The organism is Vibrio paucivorans, assembly GCF_054053395.1.
Map to the genome: position 1 here is coordinate 698414 of NZ_CM133231.1, position 19947 is coordinate 718360.

At 46.7% G+C, this 19947-nt stretch carries 15 protein-coding genes; 4 read left to right on the forward strand and 11 right to left on the reverse strand.

The window, feature by feature from the left end; all coding sequences use genetic code 11:
- Window positions 1-167: 167 nt before the first annotated feature.
- The 4 genes from uraH to ACXABW_RS18400 all read left to right on the forward strand — a co-directional run bounded on the left by uraH (window position 168) and on the right by ACXABW_RS18400 (window position 5099).
- Entirely contained in the window at window positions 168-521 is a 354-nt protein-coding gene (gene uraH / locus ACXABW_RS18385; RefSeq protein ID WP_252031476.1) for a hydroxyisourate hydrolase, read from the forward strand.
- A gap of 160 nt (window positions 522-681) precedes the next feature.
- Window positions 682-2022, forward strand: coding sequence for an NCS2 family permease (locus ACXABW_RS18390; protein WP_252031479.1), 1341 nt, complete (start codon window positions 682-684; stop codon window positions 2020-2022).
- Window positions 2023-2227: 205 nt separating this feature from the next.
- Complete coding sequence (locus tag ACXABW_RS18395) at window positions 2228-3637, forward strand: nucleobase:cation symporter-2 family protein (RefSeq protein ID WP_252031482.1); 1410 nt, start codon at window positions 2228-2230, stop codon at window positions 3635-3637.
- A 100-nt stretch (window positions 3638-3737) separates the two neighbouring features.
- A complete protein-coding gene (locus tag ACXABW_RS18400; protein WP_457526836.1) occupies window positions 3738-5099 on the forward strand; it encodes an 8-oxoguanine deaminase in 1362 nt (453 codons plus the stop codon).
- 83 nt (window positions 5100-5182) lie between these two features.
- Here ACXABW_RS18400 and ACXABW_RS18405 read toward each other — a convergent pair whose 3' ends face one another.
- The 11 genes from ACXABW_RS18405 to ACXABW_RS18455 form a co-directional block, all read right to left on the reverse strand.
- Window positions 5183-5635 carry a TadE family protein gene (locus ACXABW_RS18405; RefSeq protein WP_457526838.1) on the reverse strand — a complete coding sequence of 151 codons (453 nt, stop codon included), beginning with the start codon at window positions 5633-5635 and terminating at the stop codon, window positions 5183-5185.
- The gene (locus ACXABW_RS18410; RefSeq protein ID WP_457526840.1) at window positions 5632-6063 is read right to left on the reverse strand and encodes a TadE/TadG family type IV pilus assembly protein; all 432 of its coding nucleotides are present in this window, start codon (window positions 6061-6063) and stop codon (window positions 5632-5634) included. The genes ACXABW_RS18405 and ACXABW_RS18410 overlap by 4 nt, the downstream gene beginning before the upstream one ends.
- Entirely contained in the window at window positions 6060-7307 is a 1248-nt protein-coding gene (locus tag ACXABW_RS18415; RefSeq protein ID WP_457526842.1) for a TadE/TadG family type IV pilus assembly protein, read from the reverse strand. Before ACXABW_RS18415 ends, ACXABW_RS18410 begins: the two co-directional genes overlap by 4 nt.
- Window positions 7308-7632: 325 nt before the next feature.
- On the reverse strand, window positions 7633-8241 hold the full coding sequence (locus ACXABW_RS18420; RefSeq protein ID WP_457526844.1) for a TetR/AcrR family transcriptional regulator: 609 nt from the start codon (window positions 8239-8241) through the stop codon (window positions 7633-7635).
- Between the two features lie 180 nt (window positions 8242-8421).
- Complete coding sequence (locus tag ACXABW_RS18425; RefSeq protein ID WP_457526846.1) at window positions 8422-9366, reverse strand: hypothetical protein; 945 nt, start codon at window positions 9364-9366, stop codon at window positions 8422-8424.
- Window positions 9367-9658: 292 nt separating this feature from the next.
- The gene (locus ACXABW_RS18430) at window positions 9659-10228 is read right to left on the reverse strand and encodes an Lcl C-terminal domain-containing protein (RefSeq protein ID WP_252031503.1); all 570 of its coding nucleotides are present in this window, start codon (window positions 10226-10228) and stop codon (window positions 9659-9661) included.
- Window positions 10228-11679 carry an Lcl domain-containing protein gene (locus ACXABW_RS18435; RefSeq protein WP_457526848.1) on the reverse strand — a complete coding sequence of 484 codons (1452 nt, stop codon included), beginning with the start codon at window positions 11677-11679 and terminating at the stop codon, window positions 10228-10230. The genes ACXABW_RS18430 and ACXABW_RS18435 overlap by 1 nt, the downstream gene beginning before the upstream one ends.
- Before the next feature lie 11 nt (window positions 11680-11690).
- On the reverse strand, window positions 11691-13967 hold the full coding sequence (locus ACXABW_RS18440; protein ID WP_457526850.1) for a proprotein convertase P-domain-containing protein: 2277 nt from the start codon (window positions 13965-13967) through the stop codon (window positions 11691-11693).
- Window positions 13968-13977: 10 nt separating this feature from the next.
- Window positions 13978-16113: a TonB-dependent hemoglobin/transferrin/lactoferrin family receptor gene (locus ACXABW_RS18445; protein ID WP_457526852.1), complete on the reverse strand. Its 2136-nt coding sequence runs from the start codon at window positions 16111-16113 to the stop codon at window positions 13978-13980.
- A gap of 12 nt (window positions 16114-16125) precedes the next feature.
- Window positions 16126-18153 (reverse strand): prolyl oligopeptidase family serine peptidase, encoded by a 2028-nt coding sequence (locus tag ACXABW_RS18450; protein WP_457526854.1) that lies wholly within the window; start codon window positions 18151-18153, stop codon window positions 16126-16128.
- Window positions 18154-18391: 238 nt separating this feature from the next.
- Window positions 18392-19702 carry a glycerate kinase type-2 family protein gene (locus ACXABW_RS18455; RefSeq protein ID WP_457526856.1) on the reverse strand — a complete coding sequence of 437 codons (1311 nt, stop codon included), beginning with the start codon at window positions 19700-19702 and terminating at the stop codon, window positions 18392-18394.
- Between the last annotated feature and the right edge of the window lie 245 nt (window positions 19703-19947).

A 19947-nucleotide genomic window follows, 5' to 3' on the forward strand; every position in this document is an offset into this window, starting at 1 on the left:
TATAACAATAGGCTTTACTAATTGTATCCAATGTGTACATATTAGTATCAGACAACACGAAATAGAGGCGTCTTTGTATACAAGATTTTCTGTTTCGCTGGTGATGATTTACCAGATTTTGAAATACCAGAGTAACTAGTAAGGAGAGCGCTAAGCGCTGCAATAGTATGGGAAAACTCACAACACACGTTTTGGATACCATGGCCGGTCTTCCAGGTTCAGAGATTAAAGTGGAACTCTTTCGCTATGACGGCGAGCAGTATCAGCCTGTCACCACTGTTGTGACCAATTTTGATGGTAGGACTGATGCCCCTTTACTCGAAGGCAACGATTTTAAAGCAGGCAAATACCAATTGGTGTTTCACGTCGCTGACTACTTTAAAGGCAAAGGTGTAAAGCTTGATGACGTCGCGTTCTTAGATGACGTGGTTATCCGCTTTGGCCTTAACGACGAAGATTCACACTACCACGTACCACTACTGGTATCGCCTTACAGTTTTTCAACTTACCGCGGGAGCTAATACGTATTGCCAAGCGCTAATTAGTCGTTAGCAATCGAGCAATACCACGGCATACAAGATGTATCGCCAAGAAATAGGAAATACAAATTGAGCTGTATCTAAGTGACCTTAAGGCGCTGGAGTCAATTTAAGGAAATCATAATTAAAAGGACTTGCTGAAATGAATGAAAGCAAAGCAGAAGTGCTCAACGAATCGAACTCTGGTGGTTTACTAGAGCGCTTCTTTAAACTCAAAGCACATGGAACCAGTGTAAAGAATGAATTGCTAGGTGGTGTAACAACCTTCGCTACTATGGCATACATCATTTTTGTTAACCCACAAATTATGGCGGCTTCAGGCATGGACATGGGCGCGGTGTTCGTCGCGACCTGTATTGGTGCTGCAATCGGCTGTTTGTTGATGGGTCTATTTGCTAATTGGCCAGTCGGCTTGGCACCAGGCATGGGCCTCAACGCGTTTTTCTCGTTCACTGTTGTCAGTGAAATGGGTTACAGCTGGGAGGTTGCACTCGGTGCAGTATTCCTTTCTGGTATCCTCTTTGTAGGGATGAGCTTCTACAAGATCCGTCAATGGATCATCGAGAGTATTCCAGAAAGTTTACGTTTTTCAATGACTGCAGGTGTTGGTCTGTTCCTAGGTCTTATCGGCCTTAAAACAGCAGGCATCGTTGTTGAAAACCCTGCGACTTTGGTCTCTTTAGGTGACTTTACTCGTCCAGAAGCACTTCTGGCAGCAGTTGCGTTCTTAATCATCGCAGTACTGAGTGAGCGTAAAGTCTTTGGTGCGGTTCTGATCGGTATCCTAAGTGTTACTCTGATCGGTATGGGCCTTGGCTTAGTTGAATACAATGGTTTCTTCTCTGCGCCACCAAGCATCGCACCAACCTTCATGGCAATGGACATTTCAGGTGCACTAAACATCTCGATGGTGAGCGTTATTCTTGCCTTCCTATTTGTGAACATGTTCGATACAGCGGGCACACTAATGGGTGTCGCTGAGCGTGCGAACCTGATCAACAAAGAAACAGGTAAAATTGAAGGTCTTAGCAAGGCGTTAAAAGCCGACAGTATCTCAAGTGTTGCTGGTGCGTGTGTGGGTTGTCCTCCAGTAACAAGTTACGTTGAGAGTGCGGCAGGTGTTGCTGCAGGTGCTCGTACTGGTCTATCTGCTATCGTGGTTGCGGCTCTATTCCTTGCTGCTATTTTCCTATCGCCATTGGCAGGTATGATTCCAGCGTACGCGACATCTGGCGCTCTAATTTACGTAGCATTCGTAATGATGAGCAGCATGCAGCACGTTGATTGGAAAGACTTCACTAACGGTGCTCCAGCGGCGATTACTGCTCTGATGATGCCACTAACGTTCTCAATCGCGAACGGTATCGCGCTTGGCTTTATCACTTACACGGTGCTTAAAGTCGCGACAGGCAAAACAAAAGATGTATCAATCTCTATGTACCTTCTAACGGCTATCTTCATTGCCAAACTGATTTACATCTAATTCAACACCGTATTTACGTAACACAAATCAACACTTAATGAAGTCGGCGGGGGCTTGCCCCCTGCCACTTTATCCCTACAACTAACTTGAATCTATCTGGTCAGCAACTTTTCAAGTTAGCAACGTTGACCCTACGCAGTTTGTAGAAGTCACTGTTTTTCAACCAAACGAGAGCCATAAAGGACAGCTCTTAGAGGAACAGCACATGAAACTTCTGTACACCTTGAACCAACGACCGCCTCACGGTCTTACCCTTTTACTCGCACTTCAACACATGCTGGCCTCAATTGGCGGTATTGTCGCCGTTCCACTGATTGTGGGTGCATCCATCGGCTTACCTAGCGAAGAGATTGTCTCACTGATCAACGCAGCGCTGCTTGCGTCAGGTATTGTCACCATTGCTCAATGTATCGGTATTGGCCCTGTCGGGATCCGCTTACCTGTTGTAATGGGGTCGAGTTTTGCTTTCTTAGGCGTAGCCATTGCCATCGGTAAAGATGGCGGCGTATCCAGCATCATGGGCTCAGCTTTAGTCGGCTCGTTCGTTGTGATTGCAGCTAGTTTCTACATGGACAAAGTTCGTAAGCTTTTCCCTACCGTAGTCAGTGGCGTAGTCGTGACTTTAATCGGCCTCACCATTTTGCCTGTTGCAATGAACTGGGTCGGCGATGCTCCAGCAGTCAGTGAAGAGTTCGCAACACTGCCAAAGCTGTTTCTAGCCATAGTTTCACTGGGTATCGTGATTGGTGTATCGGTTTACTGTAAAGGCGCGGTGGCGGCTTCAGCTATCGTGATTGGCCTTGCTGGCGGTTACATTGTTGCCTTGTCTCTTGGCATGGTGGACTTAGAACAAATCAGCTCTGCAGCATGGGTAGGTGGTCCTGAACCTTTGAAATACGGCCTAACCTTTGAAGCCTCTGCCATTGTGAGTATGAGCTTGGTTTATATTGTCGTGATTGCCGAAGCCACTGGCGACTTCATGGCGCTAGCCAACAACTGTCACACCAAAGTGGACGGTAAAGACCTTAAACGCGGCCTACTCGGCGACGGTATCGGCAGTACTCTATCTTCAATCCTAACAGCAATGCCACTGGCGTCATTTAGCCAAAACGTTGGTATTGTGGGCATTACAGGCGTTGCAAGCCGTTACGTTGTGGCAGCAACAGGTGGCCTACTGATTCTAGGTGGCTTATTTCCAAAACTGGCGGCACTGGCTGTAACCATTCCTAAACCGGTACTCGGCGGCGTTGGTTTTGTTATGTTTGGTATGATTGCGTACGCAGGTATTCGCATGCTGATCAAAGCCGCAGACACCAAACGTAACGCACTGGTTATCTGTGTAGGTTTGGCATCGGGATTAGCGGTGACATTTGAGCCACGCCTATTGCAGCACTTACCACACGACATTGCTAACTTCCTTCACTCGGGCATTACCACAGGTACGATTGTGACCGTGCTACTTCATCAACTATTGCCAAAATCGAGCAGTAAAGAAGAGCAAGAAGCACTGGCAGAAAGCCAAGCTCAGGTTGAACAAGAGCTGGTTGAAAAAAATGAGAGTGCAGAAGCGGAAGACACTGTTGCACCCGCTACACTTAAAGCACAGCAAGATTAATCGAATTCCTGTCCGTGCATAATGCACGGACGTTAACTCACTAAAAAACGACAAAGACCCTCTTCCCTGAAAAGGCTGAGATGGCTAAGGATACTTATGAATGGAAACCATTTGGATTAAACATCCTCTTGCAATCTACACTGGCACACAGCAAGACGCCCGCGGTGGCATTGTTATTCAAGGCAATACCATCGTAGAACTTGTCGCGCTTAATCAAGAACCGAGTGTCACCGTCGACTACAGTGTCGATGCATCACGTCACGTGGTCACACCGGGGCTGATTAACGCTCACCACCACTTCTACCAAACTCTCACTCGCGCCTATCCAGACGCCCTCAACAAAGAGCTGTTCCATTGGCTACAAAGCCTGTACCCAGTTTGGGCAAACCTCGACGAAGAAATGATGAGTGTGGCAACCGAGCTTGCACTGGTTGAGTTGATGATGTCCGGGTGTACTACCGCTTCCGACCACCACTATTTGCTGCACACTGGCCTAGAGCATGCTATCGACTTACAAGTTGAAGCGGCACAGAAATTGGGAGTCCGAGCGATATTTACCCGTGGTTCAATGAGCCTAGGTGTCGATGACGGCGGTTTACCACCGCAACATACCATTCAATCTGAACAAGTGATCGTCGATGATAGCCAGCGCTTAATCCGCGATTACCACCAGCATCATGAAGGTGCGATGATTCAAATCGCCCTTGCGCCTTGTTCTCCATTTTCTGTCACCACAGAACTCATGAAAGAAACAGCGCGTATCGCCAAGCAAGAGCAAGTGATGATGCACACTCACTTATGTGAAACTCTCGACGAAGAAGATTTCTGTGTGGAACGTTTTGGCATGCGCCCAGTGGACTACCTAGAAGACGTCGGCTGGCTTAACGACCGAACATGGCTAGCACACGGCATTCACTTCAATGTTGAAGAGATCAAACGCCTAGGCAAAGCGGGTGTGGGCATCAGCCACTGCCCAACTTCTAACATGATGTTGGCATCGGGTATTTGTAAGAACAACGACCTAGAAGCCGCGGGCGTGAAGGTCGGTTTAGGCGTTGATGGTTCAGCCTCTAACGACGGCTCAAATATGATTGCCGAAGTACGCATGGCGATGTATTTGCAGCGCCTCCAATACGGCTCTGCTAATGTCACCCATACCGACGCCCTACGCTGGGCAACAGCAGGTTCTGCAGCCGCGATGGGGCGCAGTGATATTGGTGTGCTCGATATTGGTAAACAAGCCGACGTTGCAATGTTCAAGCTCGACGATATTCGCTTCTCTGGTAGCCACGATCCACTCGCTGCATTACTACTGTGTGGCGCGCAACAAGCCGACCGAGTGATGATCGCAGGTAAATGGCGTGTCCTTGATGGACAAGTCGTTGGCGTGGATATGAAAGATCTGCTTCATCGCCATAGAGCCGCCGCTGCGAAGCTGGGTAAGAAAGCAGTTTCTGCTTAAACGTGTTTGAATCGGCATGTAAACATAAAAAGGGCGACTGATTGTCGCCCTTTAATTTTTCGCCTTGTTTATTGCTCACAAAACTAGCAGTTGGTATCTGTATCGTTTGGTACCAGCCCTAAACTTTCACTGGGGATGGTCGTCTCAAAGCTTGGCAGTGCCATTAATCCGTTCTCGCCCAAGAACGTGAGTAAAGCGACAAATTGGTAATCAAGGTTCACCGCTCTCGCCCTCACAAACCGCACATCCTCAGGGCTAGGCCCAACGAGTACATTGCTGCTGCCATCTAGGTATTCAATCTCGATATTGTCACTACCCAAAGCGGAAATATAGCTGTAACCCGCCACATAATTCTTCACAGCCACATCGCCTACTTGGCAAACTGCCGCCATTCTAGCTGCAGCACGGACCGCTTCATTTACGGCCTGCATTGAATACATAAAGTGCCCTATCGAGACCACCGCAAGGAGAACAAGCATTAAAAATGGTGAGGTGAGTGCAAACTCAACAACCGTAATACCGGATACCTTTTTCATTGGCTGATCCTCATTACCGTAGACGCGTTCATTGGTATTGCTAAAGAAAATTCGGTACTAGGAATGGTATCGGCGAAGATTGGTTCAAACGTATGTACTGCGGAGACAGTCACAAATAGGTTGTTTTCACAAGAGACGGTCACATCCGTAGTTTCCCAATCGGTCAGCAATGCGTTAGTACTCGAATTGAGCGTGCCATAAACCACCAGTTGTTTAATATCTCCTTGTTCCGCCATGATTGGACCACAACCGGATGCTTCAGATTGTGAAGAGGCATACCTCGCCCCCACCCTCACAGCTTTATTTAGCGTATTCATCTCAACAAAAATACGGGCGATTTCGACTACCCCAACTAACAGTAGCATCAGCACCGGCAAGCCAATGACCAACTCAACGGCCGCTAAACCTTTCTGACGTTGTTGGCTCAAGAGCCACCTCCTACAGAGGTGGGATCTTTAAACAGCACCATCCTGCTCACTCCGGTATCAGTATCAGTTGCCCCACCATCGACTACCGAACAAGTTTCAATAAATTCTCCAAACAGACTTTGTTGGCCTTTTTTACCTTTTGACGTTGAAGACTCATAGCGTTGAATCATGAAAAAGCACCCAATACTGTTTACGGTAAACTCAATTTTACCACCCGACTTTGAGGCAGAATCACAGTCTAAAATAGGAACGGGGAGCACTCTTCGCCAAGCAGAGCTATTTTCTGAAATGCAGTCAGAATCATTAAGACAATCGTTGGTATCATCGACATATTCTAAATACGTCCACTTATCCAATGCGGTAGAATCATTGTAATCCGCTACATTATCAGTGGTAATCGCTGGGCTAGGCTCGGTAGTAATCAAATCTGGTGGGTAGTACACGCCATCTAGCGTTTCGCCATCGAAGCGGCTATCAATGCTGCCAGTAGGGCCAACCGCATTGCCCGGTTCCGAATCAATTTCATCGCCAATTGATACCACGACGGTGTTTTTACCTACTAAAGCATCGGTTACATCAGATTTACCGCTACCCACATCGAGTAAATGGAAATTACCAGACCCTAAGCCATCTGGATCATCTGATTGGCTACCCGTTTTAATTTCATAAACCTTACCCACTTCATAACCTGATGGGCCGATATCACTCCCTTCACACATGCCAATTGGCAATATGTTGGAAGTACCATCAATAAAAACAGGACCGGCCACTGCACTCGCAGATACCGATTTAGACAAGCCAAACGCCTGCAAAAAGAATTCATTTAGGTCAACACCACTCACTTGAACTCGAACATAGACCATGTCGGTGCTAGCGGGAAACGTGGAAGAAAAGCCGCTGTTAGGAGAATCCGAGTATTCAACGGTAAGAAGATCAAAACTACTGCCGTCATCAGTTGCAGTTAGCGTAATTTCATCGTTACCGGGAGCTGCAAGTATCTTGTTGTAAGCATCGACAATAACCGCTTGCGTGTCAGATGCTTCATAGGTTCTATTGGCAATGGTGGCCCCCGCCAATGCTATAGTATCAACCGCATTTTGGAGTCGTGTTTTATTCACCACCATGTGGGATACATCTATTGAGAGCGCAGAAATACCAATGAGGAATAACATACTCATCGTCATCAACACTAAGGTAAGCCCAGTCTGCTTTTTCTTCCGTGTGTAGGAGTTACATTGCTTCATGCTATGTACCCTATTGTCAGCCGCTTAATATTTTCTTAATCCACGAAGAAGCGTAGCGCATTTTCGTGTCTTCCCGCCTCATTACAATATAGACCAAATTATCAGTAACAGCTGAGTATTTGCGGGTCGTCCGGGAAAATTAGAGTAAACTAATTGAAACTAAAGCATTACCCAAGCAAACATATTTTCTAATGCTTTTTAACTAGAAAATAAGCCGTTCTCCTGATACTGATTGGCGCTTAGCGCAAACACTTTTCGCTCAGCATACGAAAAAGGCCTATCGAGACTTCGATAGGCCTTTTTTATATACTGGGAGGATGAATCGTTAACTCTTAACGCCACATCCTTTGATCACCAATTGAACTAAGAACTTCGCTGCTTGTTCGTAGTCTTGTTCATCAAGCTTTTCTTTGTTCATCACGCTACAGATCTGCCAGCTAAAGTCAGCGTAGGTTTGGGTCGCCGCCCAAATGGTAAACATCAAATGACGCGGTGGAACACTGTCCATCAAACCTTGCTCAGACCAGGTTGCGAACTTGTCGATGATCATCTGAGACTGCTGTTTCAGCTCTCGACCAATATCATCCGGCAGGGCTTTACAGCCCGACATCACTTCGTTGGCAAACACTTTCGATGCGTGTGGGTGATCACGCGAAATGGTCAGTTTGGTTTGAATATATTGAGTCAACGCTTCAACAGGGTCGTCTAGCTGCTCAATTGGCTTTGATGCTTCCAATAACGGCTCTGTGACCGTTTCCAGCACCGCATAGTACAGTTTGTCTTTGGTGCTGAAATAGTAAAACACGTTTGGTTTGGGAATATCTGCTGCTTTGGCGATATCGACCATCTTAGTGGCCGCATAACCGTGAGTAGCAAATTGTTCACAAGCCACTTCAATAATTAAGTCCTGATTCTTTTGTCTGATCCTAGACATACCGCTTTCCCTAAAGACTTATTCCATTATCCATAACCCTTAAAATAACATTTAAATACAGATATATAAAAAGCAGATAGCTGTAAATTCAGCCTAGGCCTCATTTATGTGCCACAAGCACCTTAAATGCTTTACATGGCAGAGGTGACCAATAGACAAATACGCGCCAGTTAAATCGGTTTAATTGAAGTAGACATAGAAATACACACCGGCTTCACCATAAATCATGTCGCAATACAGCGCAAAGGCTTCTTTATTTTCAAGCGTGACGACATCCATTGTGCTTCGCTGGATGCCCTCTCGTTCACTGTTCAGCAGACCAAAAAAGTTAGCATCGGTTTGAGACACGCTACCATCCGGGTTAAGCCTGCCGTAGTGAAACGCACCCGTTGCTTCTATGAGGAAAGCAATGCCTTGTGCTCTAGCCGGAGTAATGCTGGCAACAAATTGATCTCTAGTTAGGGCGAATGTCCGTTGGAATGCTCTTGGTGACACGCAGTTTAATGGTGAAACACTGTTATCGAGCGCGACCGTTCCCACAAAGTAAGCGCCGCCATTGCTTCCTGATGCGTGCTGACCACAGTCGGCAAGCCCTCTTCCCATAGGCAGTGTTGGTAGGCTGCTACTGTCTTGAGAATAATTTGCGGCGGTATTCGGAGCTGAAGGAAAGTATTTATTTCTGTGCGCAATCATGTCCGCTTCAGAAAACGACAGCACATTGACGACCTCTTCGATGACCTCTACATCAGGTGATATGGCCGCTAACAGCTCATCAGCTACATTCGCCAGCACTTCCATATCCGCTTCGCTAAACATAAAGTCGGTGTCTTCTGGCACAGGGGCGGCAGCTACAGTGTTTTCAGTGGTATCCATATCGTCAACAAGGCTGTCTAAGAAGTTCAGTTCATCTTCAGTTAGATTGACGAATGGATCATAACTTGGCGCTTGGGAAAAACTTTGGGGGACCAATCGCGGTAAAGACTCCTCGGCAGGAACAGCACTTGGCCCCGCAACAGGCTCCATGACTTCCATATCTGTTGTCGCCTGATAGTATCTAACATTTTCCTGCGCAGATTGCTCGGTAGCACTTCTTTGCCACCATTCAGCCGGATTTTCTTTAGGCATGAGTTCACCCTAACTACGTTTAAGCACACGTAGCAATATGCAATTTAATTATTATTAATTTTTAACATCCAGCGCGAAAAAGACCGCCTAAAAAGATCCAAAGTTTTATCAGTAAACCGCAAGTCCCAGATGGATAAAGCCATAGAGGGATATAATCTCTCTACTGGTACCAACCTGCCCTAGCATACTCAACATCACTTTTGTTGGTCGCTTCCTACTGAAGACCATCCAATAAAAAACCAGCCGATAAAGGCTGGTTTTTACTGGTTAAGTGATGACTACAGTGATTCGATTAGTCTTCACTTACTAACAATACACTGGCTTCAAGGGCGCTTACCCCATACGAGCCCACCTCTGCATTTCGTACATCAAACACCAAAATCTCCGATGCTTCAGCCACTAGCGTGTTGCTCCACACATAGGCGCGAACATCGCCATCCGTCGTTTGATACGGGAATGCTTCGTTGAACGCTTTGCCATTCAACGCTGGTTTACGGCAGCTATGTTCAGCCAGCGACACGAGCTCTTTGATATTCGGCAGTCGCCAAGTAGATTTGCCTGCAAATTGGTACAAATTATGACTCGTGCTTTGATTAATGGACTGCACTTCGTTTAGAGCCGATTGCCAAAACATGCCCGTACCGTCTCCTTCACAGGTTTGGTTGGTGCTGCTCCACGTTTTACCAATGGGACAGCGCATCCAAGTTAAACCTGTTTTACGGTCTGTAATGGTGCCATTGTCATTAAAATCGTAACGCACATTTGGCGCTGTTTTTGCCATGTCGATGGAGCACTCTTGAACAGCAGCCATCGCTACAGTCGGCAATAGTAGAAGTAGGCAGCTTACAAATAACGTTTTCATTAGTTTGACTCCATGTTAGCAACTAAACGAATTGGCAGTTGGTAGGAGGTTCCCCAATCGGCTTCGACTTGGTCGCTGTATATCTCAACGGCGTAAGTCGTGCCCCTTGTCGTACCTCTGGTTTGAATGACTTCGACGTACATCGCCCCATCAGTTTTGTACTCTTCGTACTCAGTAAAGAACTCTGTCGATGTCCACACTTCGCCTTCCGCAAAATCGCTCACAACGGTTTGTCGTGGGAAGTAAGTGCGATTTAAGCCATAGACTCGATCGTCTTCATCTTTCTCCGTTTCACCGAAATCGATAAGGTTGTAGAACTCACTAAATGTCGGCAATCTCCACGAGGTAACACCACACACTTGCTGTGTGTTCACGTATTCAACGTATTCCTCAGTGCTACAGATACCATCCCCTGATTTGCAATTAAGCGCATCGATATCTTCGCTATAAGGTTCGAATTTGCCAGAAACTTGATACACGAATAAGCGATCTTTGTACTGAGGTGAGTCGGCGTCATCGACTTTGGTTTCCCAAACCAACCCTGAACGCTCATCTTTCACACATGACCATTCTGTTGCATCATCCGCTAACGCTTCTCCTTGGCTATCAAGTTTTACAAACTTAAAGCCACTATCAGTATTATCGAAACCAAACTCGGCATCTTGGCCAGGGTAATCCGCCGGCGAGTCATTACTGTCTCCGCTATCTGAGAAATATTGAGTCACACCGGTATCATTTAGAGGTGCGACTTTACTCACAAGGTTAATGTCCGAGACCATTAAACTGACCATTTCATCGGTTAACGCATCGCTAAGCAGTGTTGCTTGATACTCGGAAAGGTTGCTAGCGATAGTGACCAATGACAAATCAGTGTTGGCTTTGTCCATTGCACCAATAATTGTCAGCAGGTTTTTTTCTAGCGTTCGGTAGTCGTTGTCACCACCTTCAGACATTAGATCGTCAGTGGCCGGAAGCCCTATTGCTTGCAGCTGGGTTTTGACCGCTTCAATCGCACTACTGATGCTCGCGCCACCCGCAACTTGGCTCGCAACCAACGTAGTGATTACATTGATGTCGTTACCCGTTTCTTGGTTCTGAGCAGGTGCAACTAGGAGTGAATCCGAAACGCTGCTGTAGCTACTTACATTGCGTGAAGCCGTTGCTGAGCCCGACGCTAACTCAGCAACAATCGGTGACTGCAGTATCGACTTATTGGTACTGGTGATGGTGTATTCGCCATTGTTTGCCGTAGTCGAAGGCTCGTCCGATGAACAAGCAAAGTCGCCGTTCAAATCAGCACAGACTTTTTCGTCACCTTGTGCAGAGAGAGCTGTTATCGTGCCGGACACAGAGTAAGTTGGTGCACTGGTATCTGCAGAACTGTCAGACCCGGAGCCATTACACCCAGCCAGCAAAAGCGCTGCTGCGATTATGGATAGTTGGTATTTCATGATCTTCACTTTTAATGATTATGTTTTGCGTTGCGCTCACGACGCCAGAAAAGTAGCCCAGCTAAACACAGGCTAAGCAAAGATATCGCTCCACCACCTGTTCCTGAGTCATTGTTATTAGTGTTGTTGTCTTTGCTTGGAGTACAGCTATAGCTTTCCACTCGGCCGATCGTCCAGTCTTGCAGTGTCCCATTATCGTCTGGTGTATAGTCTGTTACCTCTAGTCTCCATGTCCCTTGCATCGTTTCGCCATTAAAAGGTTCAATAACCTCGTCGTGAGATGAAACCCACGTAAGCTCGCGATGGGTTTGCGAGTATGTTTCGTTGGCAAGCAAAGTGACACGTGTGCCTGTTGGGCTGACCAGTACCACCTGAAGATCAGATAGCTCAGAATGTTCGAAGCTCACCACCACACCAAGGTCACCATCGATGACTGCACTGTCATCATTGATAATGAAATTGAAGCTTTTGAAGCCATAGTTCACGCCACCTGAATTCGAGACTTGCGCATCAGGAATCAACGAGTTTTGCTCGATAGGTGATTGGTTAAGCTGCGGCACCCCATAAACAAACTGTGATTCATTCACCCAGTTCAAAGTCTGTAGATCGTCTTCGTACTGATAATTTAAGTCCGTGTTAACTGAAAACGACTCTCCACACGTAGCTGATGTGGGAATAGATACACTGCGGCTAATGGCATCAAACTTCTCAGAAGTCACGCTGCTTCTGCTACCACTCACGGCAGTCACTGCGCCCTCTATTTTAGCTTGTCGACCATTAGCCAAAATACGAATCTGTGGCTCTGTATCTAGGTCTACAAATCGTGAGTCCAATTCAACTTTAAATGGTTCTTTAACTAGCCCATGAACAGCAAAATTCTGTTTGAGTAAAGCTTGATAGTCTCTGCTTGGGTAAAGCGCATTCGCGGTATACAGCATGCTTTCAACTAAGTCGTGCATTTTCATACCACGGCCAAGGCCATAAATCGATTCAAGCACTAGCGTATCGATTTCAGCGAATGCAGGTTCACCGTATAGCTCCACGGCTTGCTTTAGGGTTTGGAACAGAGGAGTCGACCAAAGCTCATCGCCAAGTTCGCCGGCCACGCTGACATGGGCGCGATACTCACTGCCTTCAAAATACCTTGCTCTTTGATTCCACAAACTTCGTGTTGAGATGCGTGTGCCGAAATAACCATCCCAGTTAAAGACGGTATCTATTTCAAACTCACTACCCTCTTCATAGAGTTTTCGGTAGCTATACGATCCAGCCCAATAATCGGCAAACCCTTCTCCCATGGCACCCGTGTGTCCGTAGCCCCAGTCAGGAACGATTTGGTAATGGATACCATGTGCCAACTCATGGATAACAATATCTGCATCGATAGCGTCGGGAGAGCCTCCAATACCAAACATAGCTGCACTTGGGCCATAAAAGTAACTGGAGTTATCGTTCGCTAGCCCTCTCGCATCGAATACCACGGGTTCAGAGAACAAGTTGTATCCTAACGACTCAAGATACCTAATCGATTGGTCTAGATGGTAAAAGGCCATGACTTGGGTGAAGTCTTCGCTTGCAAAGGTCAAGTTGTTTAGGTCTGACAGTTGGTCAAACTCCGCTATTCCCTCTTGAGCAAGAAAAGAAGCACTGCCACTTTGCGACCATAAACCTGTATTTGGGTCCTGTTCTTCCAAATATTCAGCATCAACCTGAGTGACTCGACTATTGGACAGATAGAACTTCCCTCCACTGCTTAGCACCTCTACTTCAGCGTCATTAAATTGCGCGGCATTGGGGTAGTCCGATACGTCTGTCCATGGCGAATCAGGCGCATCCATCTTATCCATGGTGCGCAAGTCTGGGTCGACGATATTTACGGTCGCAGTCACCAAAGTTCCAGAAGACAGCTCAGGTGGTACTTCTGCTTTCAACCTTCTCGGCGCTTCCAGCTCAGCGGATGTGGAAGGCTCGCCATTAATGAGAATGGTGTCGGCGAAACTTTTATAAATTCGCTGCACCAGCCCCGACTTATCGGTATGTACGACAATGGTGCGTTGGTGTTTGTACTCTCCATCGTCTGTAATATCGAAGTTATACTGAAAGCCTAAATGACTCTCTGTAGTGTAACGATGAGACACTCCCTCTAGCTCTGGGTAATGGATCTCAACGTAGTTTTCTGCTGCTGCGCTATCAGAAACGTTTTCATTACCTGCTGGATAATCCCACTCACCGCAAAGAGCAGGAAGAGAGACAATACTAAGCGCAATTGCAGAGCATAGTTTACTCATACTCATGACCTTAGAATGCATAATGTGCATTCACTGTGAAATAGCGACCAGGCTCGGTCGAGAAACGAGTTTGCGAATCAATGAGACCAGCAACATCCTGATAACGCACATATTCTTTGTCGAACACATTGATTAGATTCGCGTTGACATAGAAGTCCTTACTGAAGTCGTAACCGATGCCGAGATCAACCGTCGCCCAACCCGCAGTTTGCGCACAATCCGTTTGAATTCCTAAGGTATCGGCACAGCTTGGCGTACGGTCCATCGCATCAGCCCAGTTCAGGCGCAGATAGCCATTGAACTTACTGTCGTCGTAATCCAATCCCACGTTACCTTCTAGTGGTGTGATGGAGCGGATATACTCACCATTTGCATCTTTACCATCTACCCAGCCAACTTTGCTCGACACGGTCCAATCACGAGCAATTAGGTATTCAATGGTCGCCTCTGCACCATACGATTCCACATCACTTAGGTTTTCGTAACGTTTTTCAAATAGCCCAGTTGATTGGTTAAACCCAGTGTCGACGACATCGATGAAGTTCTCGAACATGTTGTAGAACACAGCGCCATACACCCGCAATGAGCCATCGTCGTATTTCGCGCCAAGTTCAAAGCTGTCGCTAGTTTCCGCTTCTAACTGATAGTTAGGCAAAATAACGAACGGAGTAATTGGTACAAAGTCGTGGTTCGCATAGCCATACACTTTGTCGTATTCAGGCGCGCGGTAACCGTGCTTGTAGCTCAGGTAGCTATTGAAATTAGGCGTGAACTGATACGCAATTGATCCACTTGGAGACAGTTCACTGCTGCTGTTGTCTTCTAGCCCATCAACGCCAATTGCGTCTTCTTTATCCGCAGTCAGTTGGTGAGCATCAAACCGTAGCCCTAGCATCACCGTCCAGTTTTGAATGGTCATGGCATCTTGAACAAACATACCCATTGAGTACGTACGCGCTGGTGCAAATGGATAGGAGTTTGTTTCAGAAGTACCATTCCAATCTGACACGGTCTTATTAACGGGCCTTTCATGAAAAGCGGTTTCAATCACCGCTCCGTAAACCAAGGTGTGGTAGATATCACCCGCATCGATCTCTTTATCAAAATCGGCAGACCAACCAATCAGTTCATCTCGGAATGAACGATTTTGCTGTTCTCGTCGTTGCTCCGTGATACCTAGGTTCTCTCGTGACATGAGACGATTGTTGTATTCTTCAAACTCGGTGCTGCGGTAATAGATTTTGCTATCAAGCTTGTCCATCCATACGTGTTCCGCTTGATACTCACCACCTACCCAAAATAGGTAAGACTCCGTGGTATTTTCTTGATAGAAGTCTTGGATGCTCCAAATGCCGTCTGGTTGAATAGAAGCCGTTCCCTCTACTCTTTCCATCGCTTCTGAGTACATCTCTGCCTTGGCTTTCATCAACCACTGATCATTGACTTGGTGATGAATCGCATACTCTGCACTAACTCCGTCTACTTCTCGATTGTACAAATCTTGCTGATAGTTGCGGGTTTCTTCCCCGGTCCAGTATGCCGCGCTCAGAAGGCTGCTAGTGTTGCCGGAACGGAATGCAAGATTAGAACTGCCACGGTATTTGTTGCTGATCCCCGTATAGGTGCCGTTCACATCCGCATAGAAGTTTTCTCCATCAAGAAAATCTTCAGGTGTATTGGATTGTAAAATCACTACCCCACCGATTGCGCCTGAACCGTAGCTTGTTGAGCTCGCTCCCTTAACCACCTGAATTTGCTTCAAAGATGACACATCAAAAGAATTTCTTCCGGCGCTGTCATTGAGATCGCTTGCTCCGAAACCATCTGACAGCGAGATACCATCTTTTACGATGACAATTCGGTTGCCCGTCATACCACGAATAGTAATGTTCTGTGGTCTACCTGCTCCTCCCGTTACACTCACGCCTGGTTCTTTGTCTAATGAATCATAAAGCTCCGTCGCACCTTCTTTTTGCAAGGTTTTACCTTCAATCACAGCCACAGACCCTGCCGTTTCAGATAGCGATTCTTCATATTTGTTGGCTGTAACGACCACTTCTTCAAAAGTAATTACGTCAGATTCAGCATGCACTTGGCCTGCCGCCAGTGCAGTCAGCACAGCAGCATTCACGAGAGAGAGTTTCATTAATGACTCCGATTAGTCAGCTTGTTGTAGTTGTTTGATTAAGAAGGCGTAATCCATAGCCTGTTGCTCTAGAGCGTGCCGAGAATCCGTTCTATGACCACCGTTAAAATTGGTAACCAGTAATTGAGTACGACTTTTCGTCGTTGCGTCTTTGACTAATGAAAGGTACTTAGCGCCTTCCCAGTAAGGGACTCGCTTATCGTTCCAGCCAATACGAACCAAAAGAGACGGGTAAGCTTGTGGCTTTACGTTGTGGATTGGATCGTAAGCTAACATGGCTTGGCGCTGACTCGGTTCATTTGGGTTTCCCCATTCCCGGTATTGCTGCGCCGTCAGTGGCAATAATGCGTCAGACATACTGGCAACCACATCAACGAACGGAACATTGAGTACCGCAGTGGTAAACACTTCTGGAGACTGGTTAATCGCCGCCGCAATCATGGTCCCACCCGCACTCGACCCCACCGCAGCGATTGGGCGCATCCCACCTTTAAATTGTGTCAGCGCTCTAGCTACAGCAAGATAATCTGAGATTCCATTTTGCTTATGAATCCCCACTCCCGATTCATGCCATTGATCGCCCAAATAGCCGCCACCACGAACGTGGGCTACAGCATAGATTACCCCTTTATCCAACAGTGAAATTGTCTGGCGCATAAAATAAGGTTTCATCGTGAAACCGTACGCCCCATAACCGTAGAGAAGTACCCCAGATTTTTTGCTAAGCGCTGATGGCTTATAAGCTAATGTAACTGGAATATCTAACTCTCCGGAGCGAACCGTGATCTGTTGAGTGCGATAATCGAGCTGGCTGTAGTTTGGGTAAAGGTCTTGGCTTGTCAAAGAAACAACCCCAGTTACAACGTCAAGCTTGCGCCATGTAGGAGGCTCTATCATTGACATACTGCGAATGTAAAGAGTATTGCTGCTAAAGTCTCCTACTTGCCCTACCCAACCAACGCGTCCTGACTCCACAAGTTCAACATGATTTTTCACCTTCCCGTCAAACTCAGAGATGACAAGTGTTTCACGTCCTAGATTTTGGATAACTTGTACTACGCCGCCATCAAACAAGTAAAAGTTTCTCAACGCCCCTTGCACGCCTAAATTAGAAAACGGTCGCCATTCAGCAGTCAAATCCAACTGATTTGGCTGTGCATTCTCATATAAACCGGCGCGATAGAGTGCAAATGTCCCTTGATGATTGCTGTTCACAAACAGGGTGTCTTGAGCTACGTCTAGGTAGTACTCTGCACCTTCTGTACGTGTCCGAACTGGTGAAGAAAGTTCACCAGTGCTCAAGTTTAGTAGTCGCTGCTCACTGGTATTCTCATTGTTGGCTTGAACCACCGCATAGCTTTGATTGCAGGCTTGATACGCAGACAATAACCAGCCGGGATCTTTTTCAATTAGTCGCTCACTGTGCTTACCGCTCGGCAAGTGATATTGGACTAGTCGTGATGGCCGTGCGTCAGTTCCAGTTAGCACCACGCTATATAGACTTGCGCTATCCGAACCCCAAATCAGCGTTGCATCATGGCCTGTCGCCACTGCGGTTTCCGAGCCGTCCTGAAGATTAATGAGCGAGATTCGGTAAGATTCACTGCCTGTGATGTCTTCCGCCACAGCAAGTAGACGTTTATTAGGTGATAGGCTCCATGCCCCAAGTTGATAGTAACTGTGCAACGTAGCTCTAGCTTCGATGTCGAGTAATGAACGTTCGGCGCCCGTCGATAACTCGCGTTGTAACAAGGTTCGTTGACCATTTACTTTTTGAATTGCGAATTCGAATTGACCTTTGATAATCCAAGGACGACGAGCTTTTGTGATGCTGCCAATTTTCCATTCTCTTAGCAGCTGTTCAGAGAGCCCTCGAACAGGTTCAAGGTTTTGTTTTGCATAAGCATTTTGCTCAACTAGAAATTGCTTTACGCGAGCATCACTGCGAGTATCATCCCTAAGCCAATCGTAATCACCCAGTGCGAACACAGGCAATACGATCATGGAAAGCGACAGATAAACAGCATTCATCAATTTCATAAAACGCGCCAAAATATGCAAAATCCCAATAAGGCGCGCATGTTGCACTCAAATACGAATGAGATCAATTATCAATTACACTTATACGTGACCGCAATCACATTACGTACTCGAATTTATTTAGAAACACCTCACTATATAATGCTGAAAGTGGATTATTCAGGACAATAATCCATAAAAAAAGGCGCTCGCACAACATTGTGCAAGCGCCTTTAAAATCTATGTAACGGGACTTTAGTTAAAGCACCAAAATTGCCCTAAAGTCATTGACGTTAGTAAGCGTTGGGCCAGTAAAAATTAATGAGTTTGTCTGACCAAAGAAATCATAGCTATTGTTGTCGGCTAAGTAGTCTTCCGCCTTCAAGTTTTTGCTTTGTGCATCTTGCCAGGTTTGCGGCGTAATCCACGCTCCAGCGTTGTCTTCGACGCCATCAATGCCATCCGTGTCGGCCGCCAGTGCGTAGATGTTTTCGACGCCTTTTAACTCATTGTATAGGCTGAGCAAGAACTCACAGTTACGCCCCCCTCGACCATTGCCTTTAACCGTTACCGTAGTTTCACCGCCAGAGATAATGACACATGGCTTTTCGAAGGGCTGCCCTTGTTGCGCGACTTGCTTAGCCAAGGCAGAGTGCACTTTCGCTACTTCACGAGCTTCACCTTCTATGCAATCACTCAGTACATAGGCGCGAACACCAAGCCCTTCTGATTCTGCAGCCGCCGCATCGAGCGACATTTGTGGTGTTGCGATTAAGTGATTGACGCAGCGAGACCAACATTCATCTTGTGGTTTCACCGTTTCCGACTCTTCGCTATTAAGCCAGTTAAATGCCGATGTAGGTATATCAATTTCGTAACGCTCTAGAATCGCTAAAGCATCAAAGCGTGTCGTGCTATCTGGTACCGTTGGTCCAGACGCAATCACACTAAAATCATCGCCCGGTACATCGGAGATGGCGAGCGTAATTACTTGCGCTGGATACGCGAGTTTTGCTAATTGACCGCCTTTAATCGCAGAAAGATGCTTACGTACACAGTTCATTTCATCGATCGCAGCACCCGACTTCAACAGGGCTTTGTTAATCGCTTGCTTCTCAGCTAATGAAATTCCCGGTGCAGGTAGGCTCAGTAGCGCGGAACCCCCGCCAGAAATCAGACAAATAACCGTATCTTCTTCATTCAAGCTTTTTGCCAACTCAACCACGCGTTGGCCAACTTCTAGCCCCATGGCATCAGGAACTGGGTGCGCCGCTTCAATGACTTCAATTTGTTCACAGGGTGCTGTATGGCCGTAACGAGTCACTACTAACCCTTCCAGTTCGCCCATGGCTAAGTCTTGCTGTTTGCGGCGCTGCCATACCTGTTCTAGCTCCAGAGCCATGGAAGCCGCGGCTTTACCTGCACCAATCACTACGGTTCTGCCACCATGATTGGCTGAGTTGTAAAACAGAGATTCAGGAAGGTACTGCTCGATATGACCAGTAGGTAATGCTTGGTTGACTGCGCTTTGAAAAAGGGTGTGTAGAAACTGTTTAGCGTCGATGTCCATCAGCCACTCCTTAGTTGATAGATTCCGAATTGAGAAAGAAAAAATCCCGATGTGAAAACAAAAGCGCCTGCTAAGAATGAAGTGGAGGAAGGCCCGACTTCAACTTTTGTCTTTACAACGGGAACGCGCATAAAAGGAGACGAAACTACGCGATTTATGAGGAAAAAATGATACTTAAACCGCCCGGTGAGGCTGCTCAAAACCTAGTTAAGCGGTTTAAGTACCGGCAAAGAAACGGAATAACT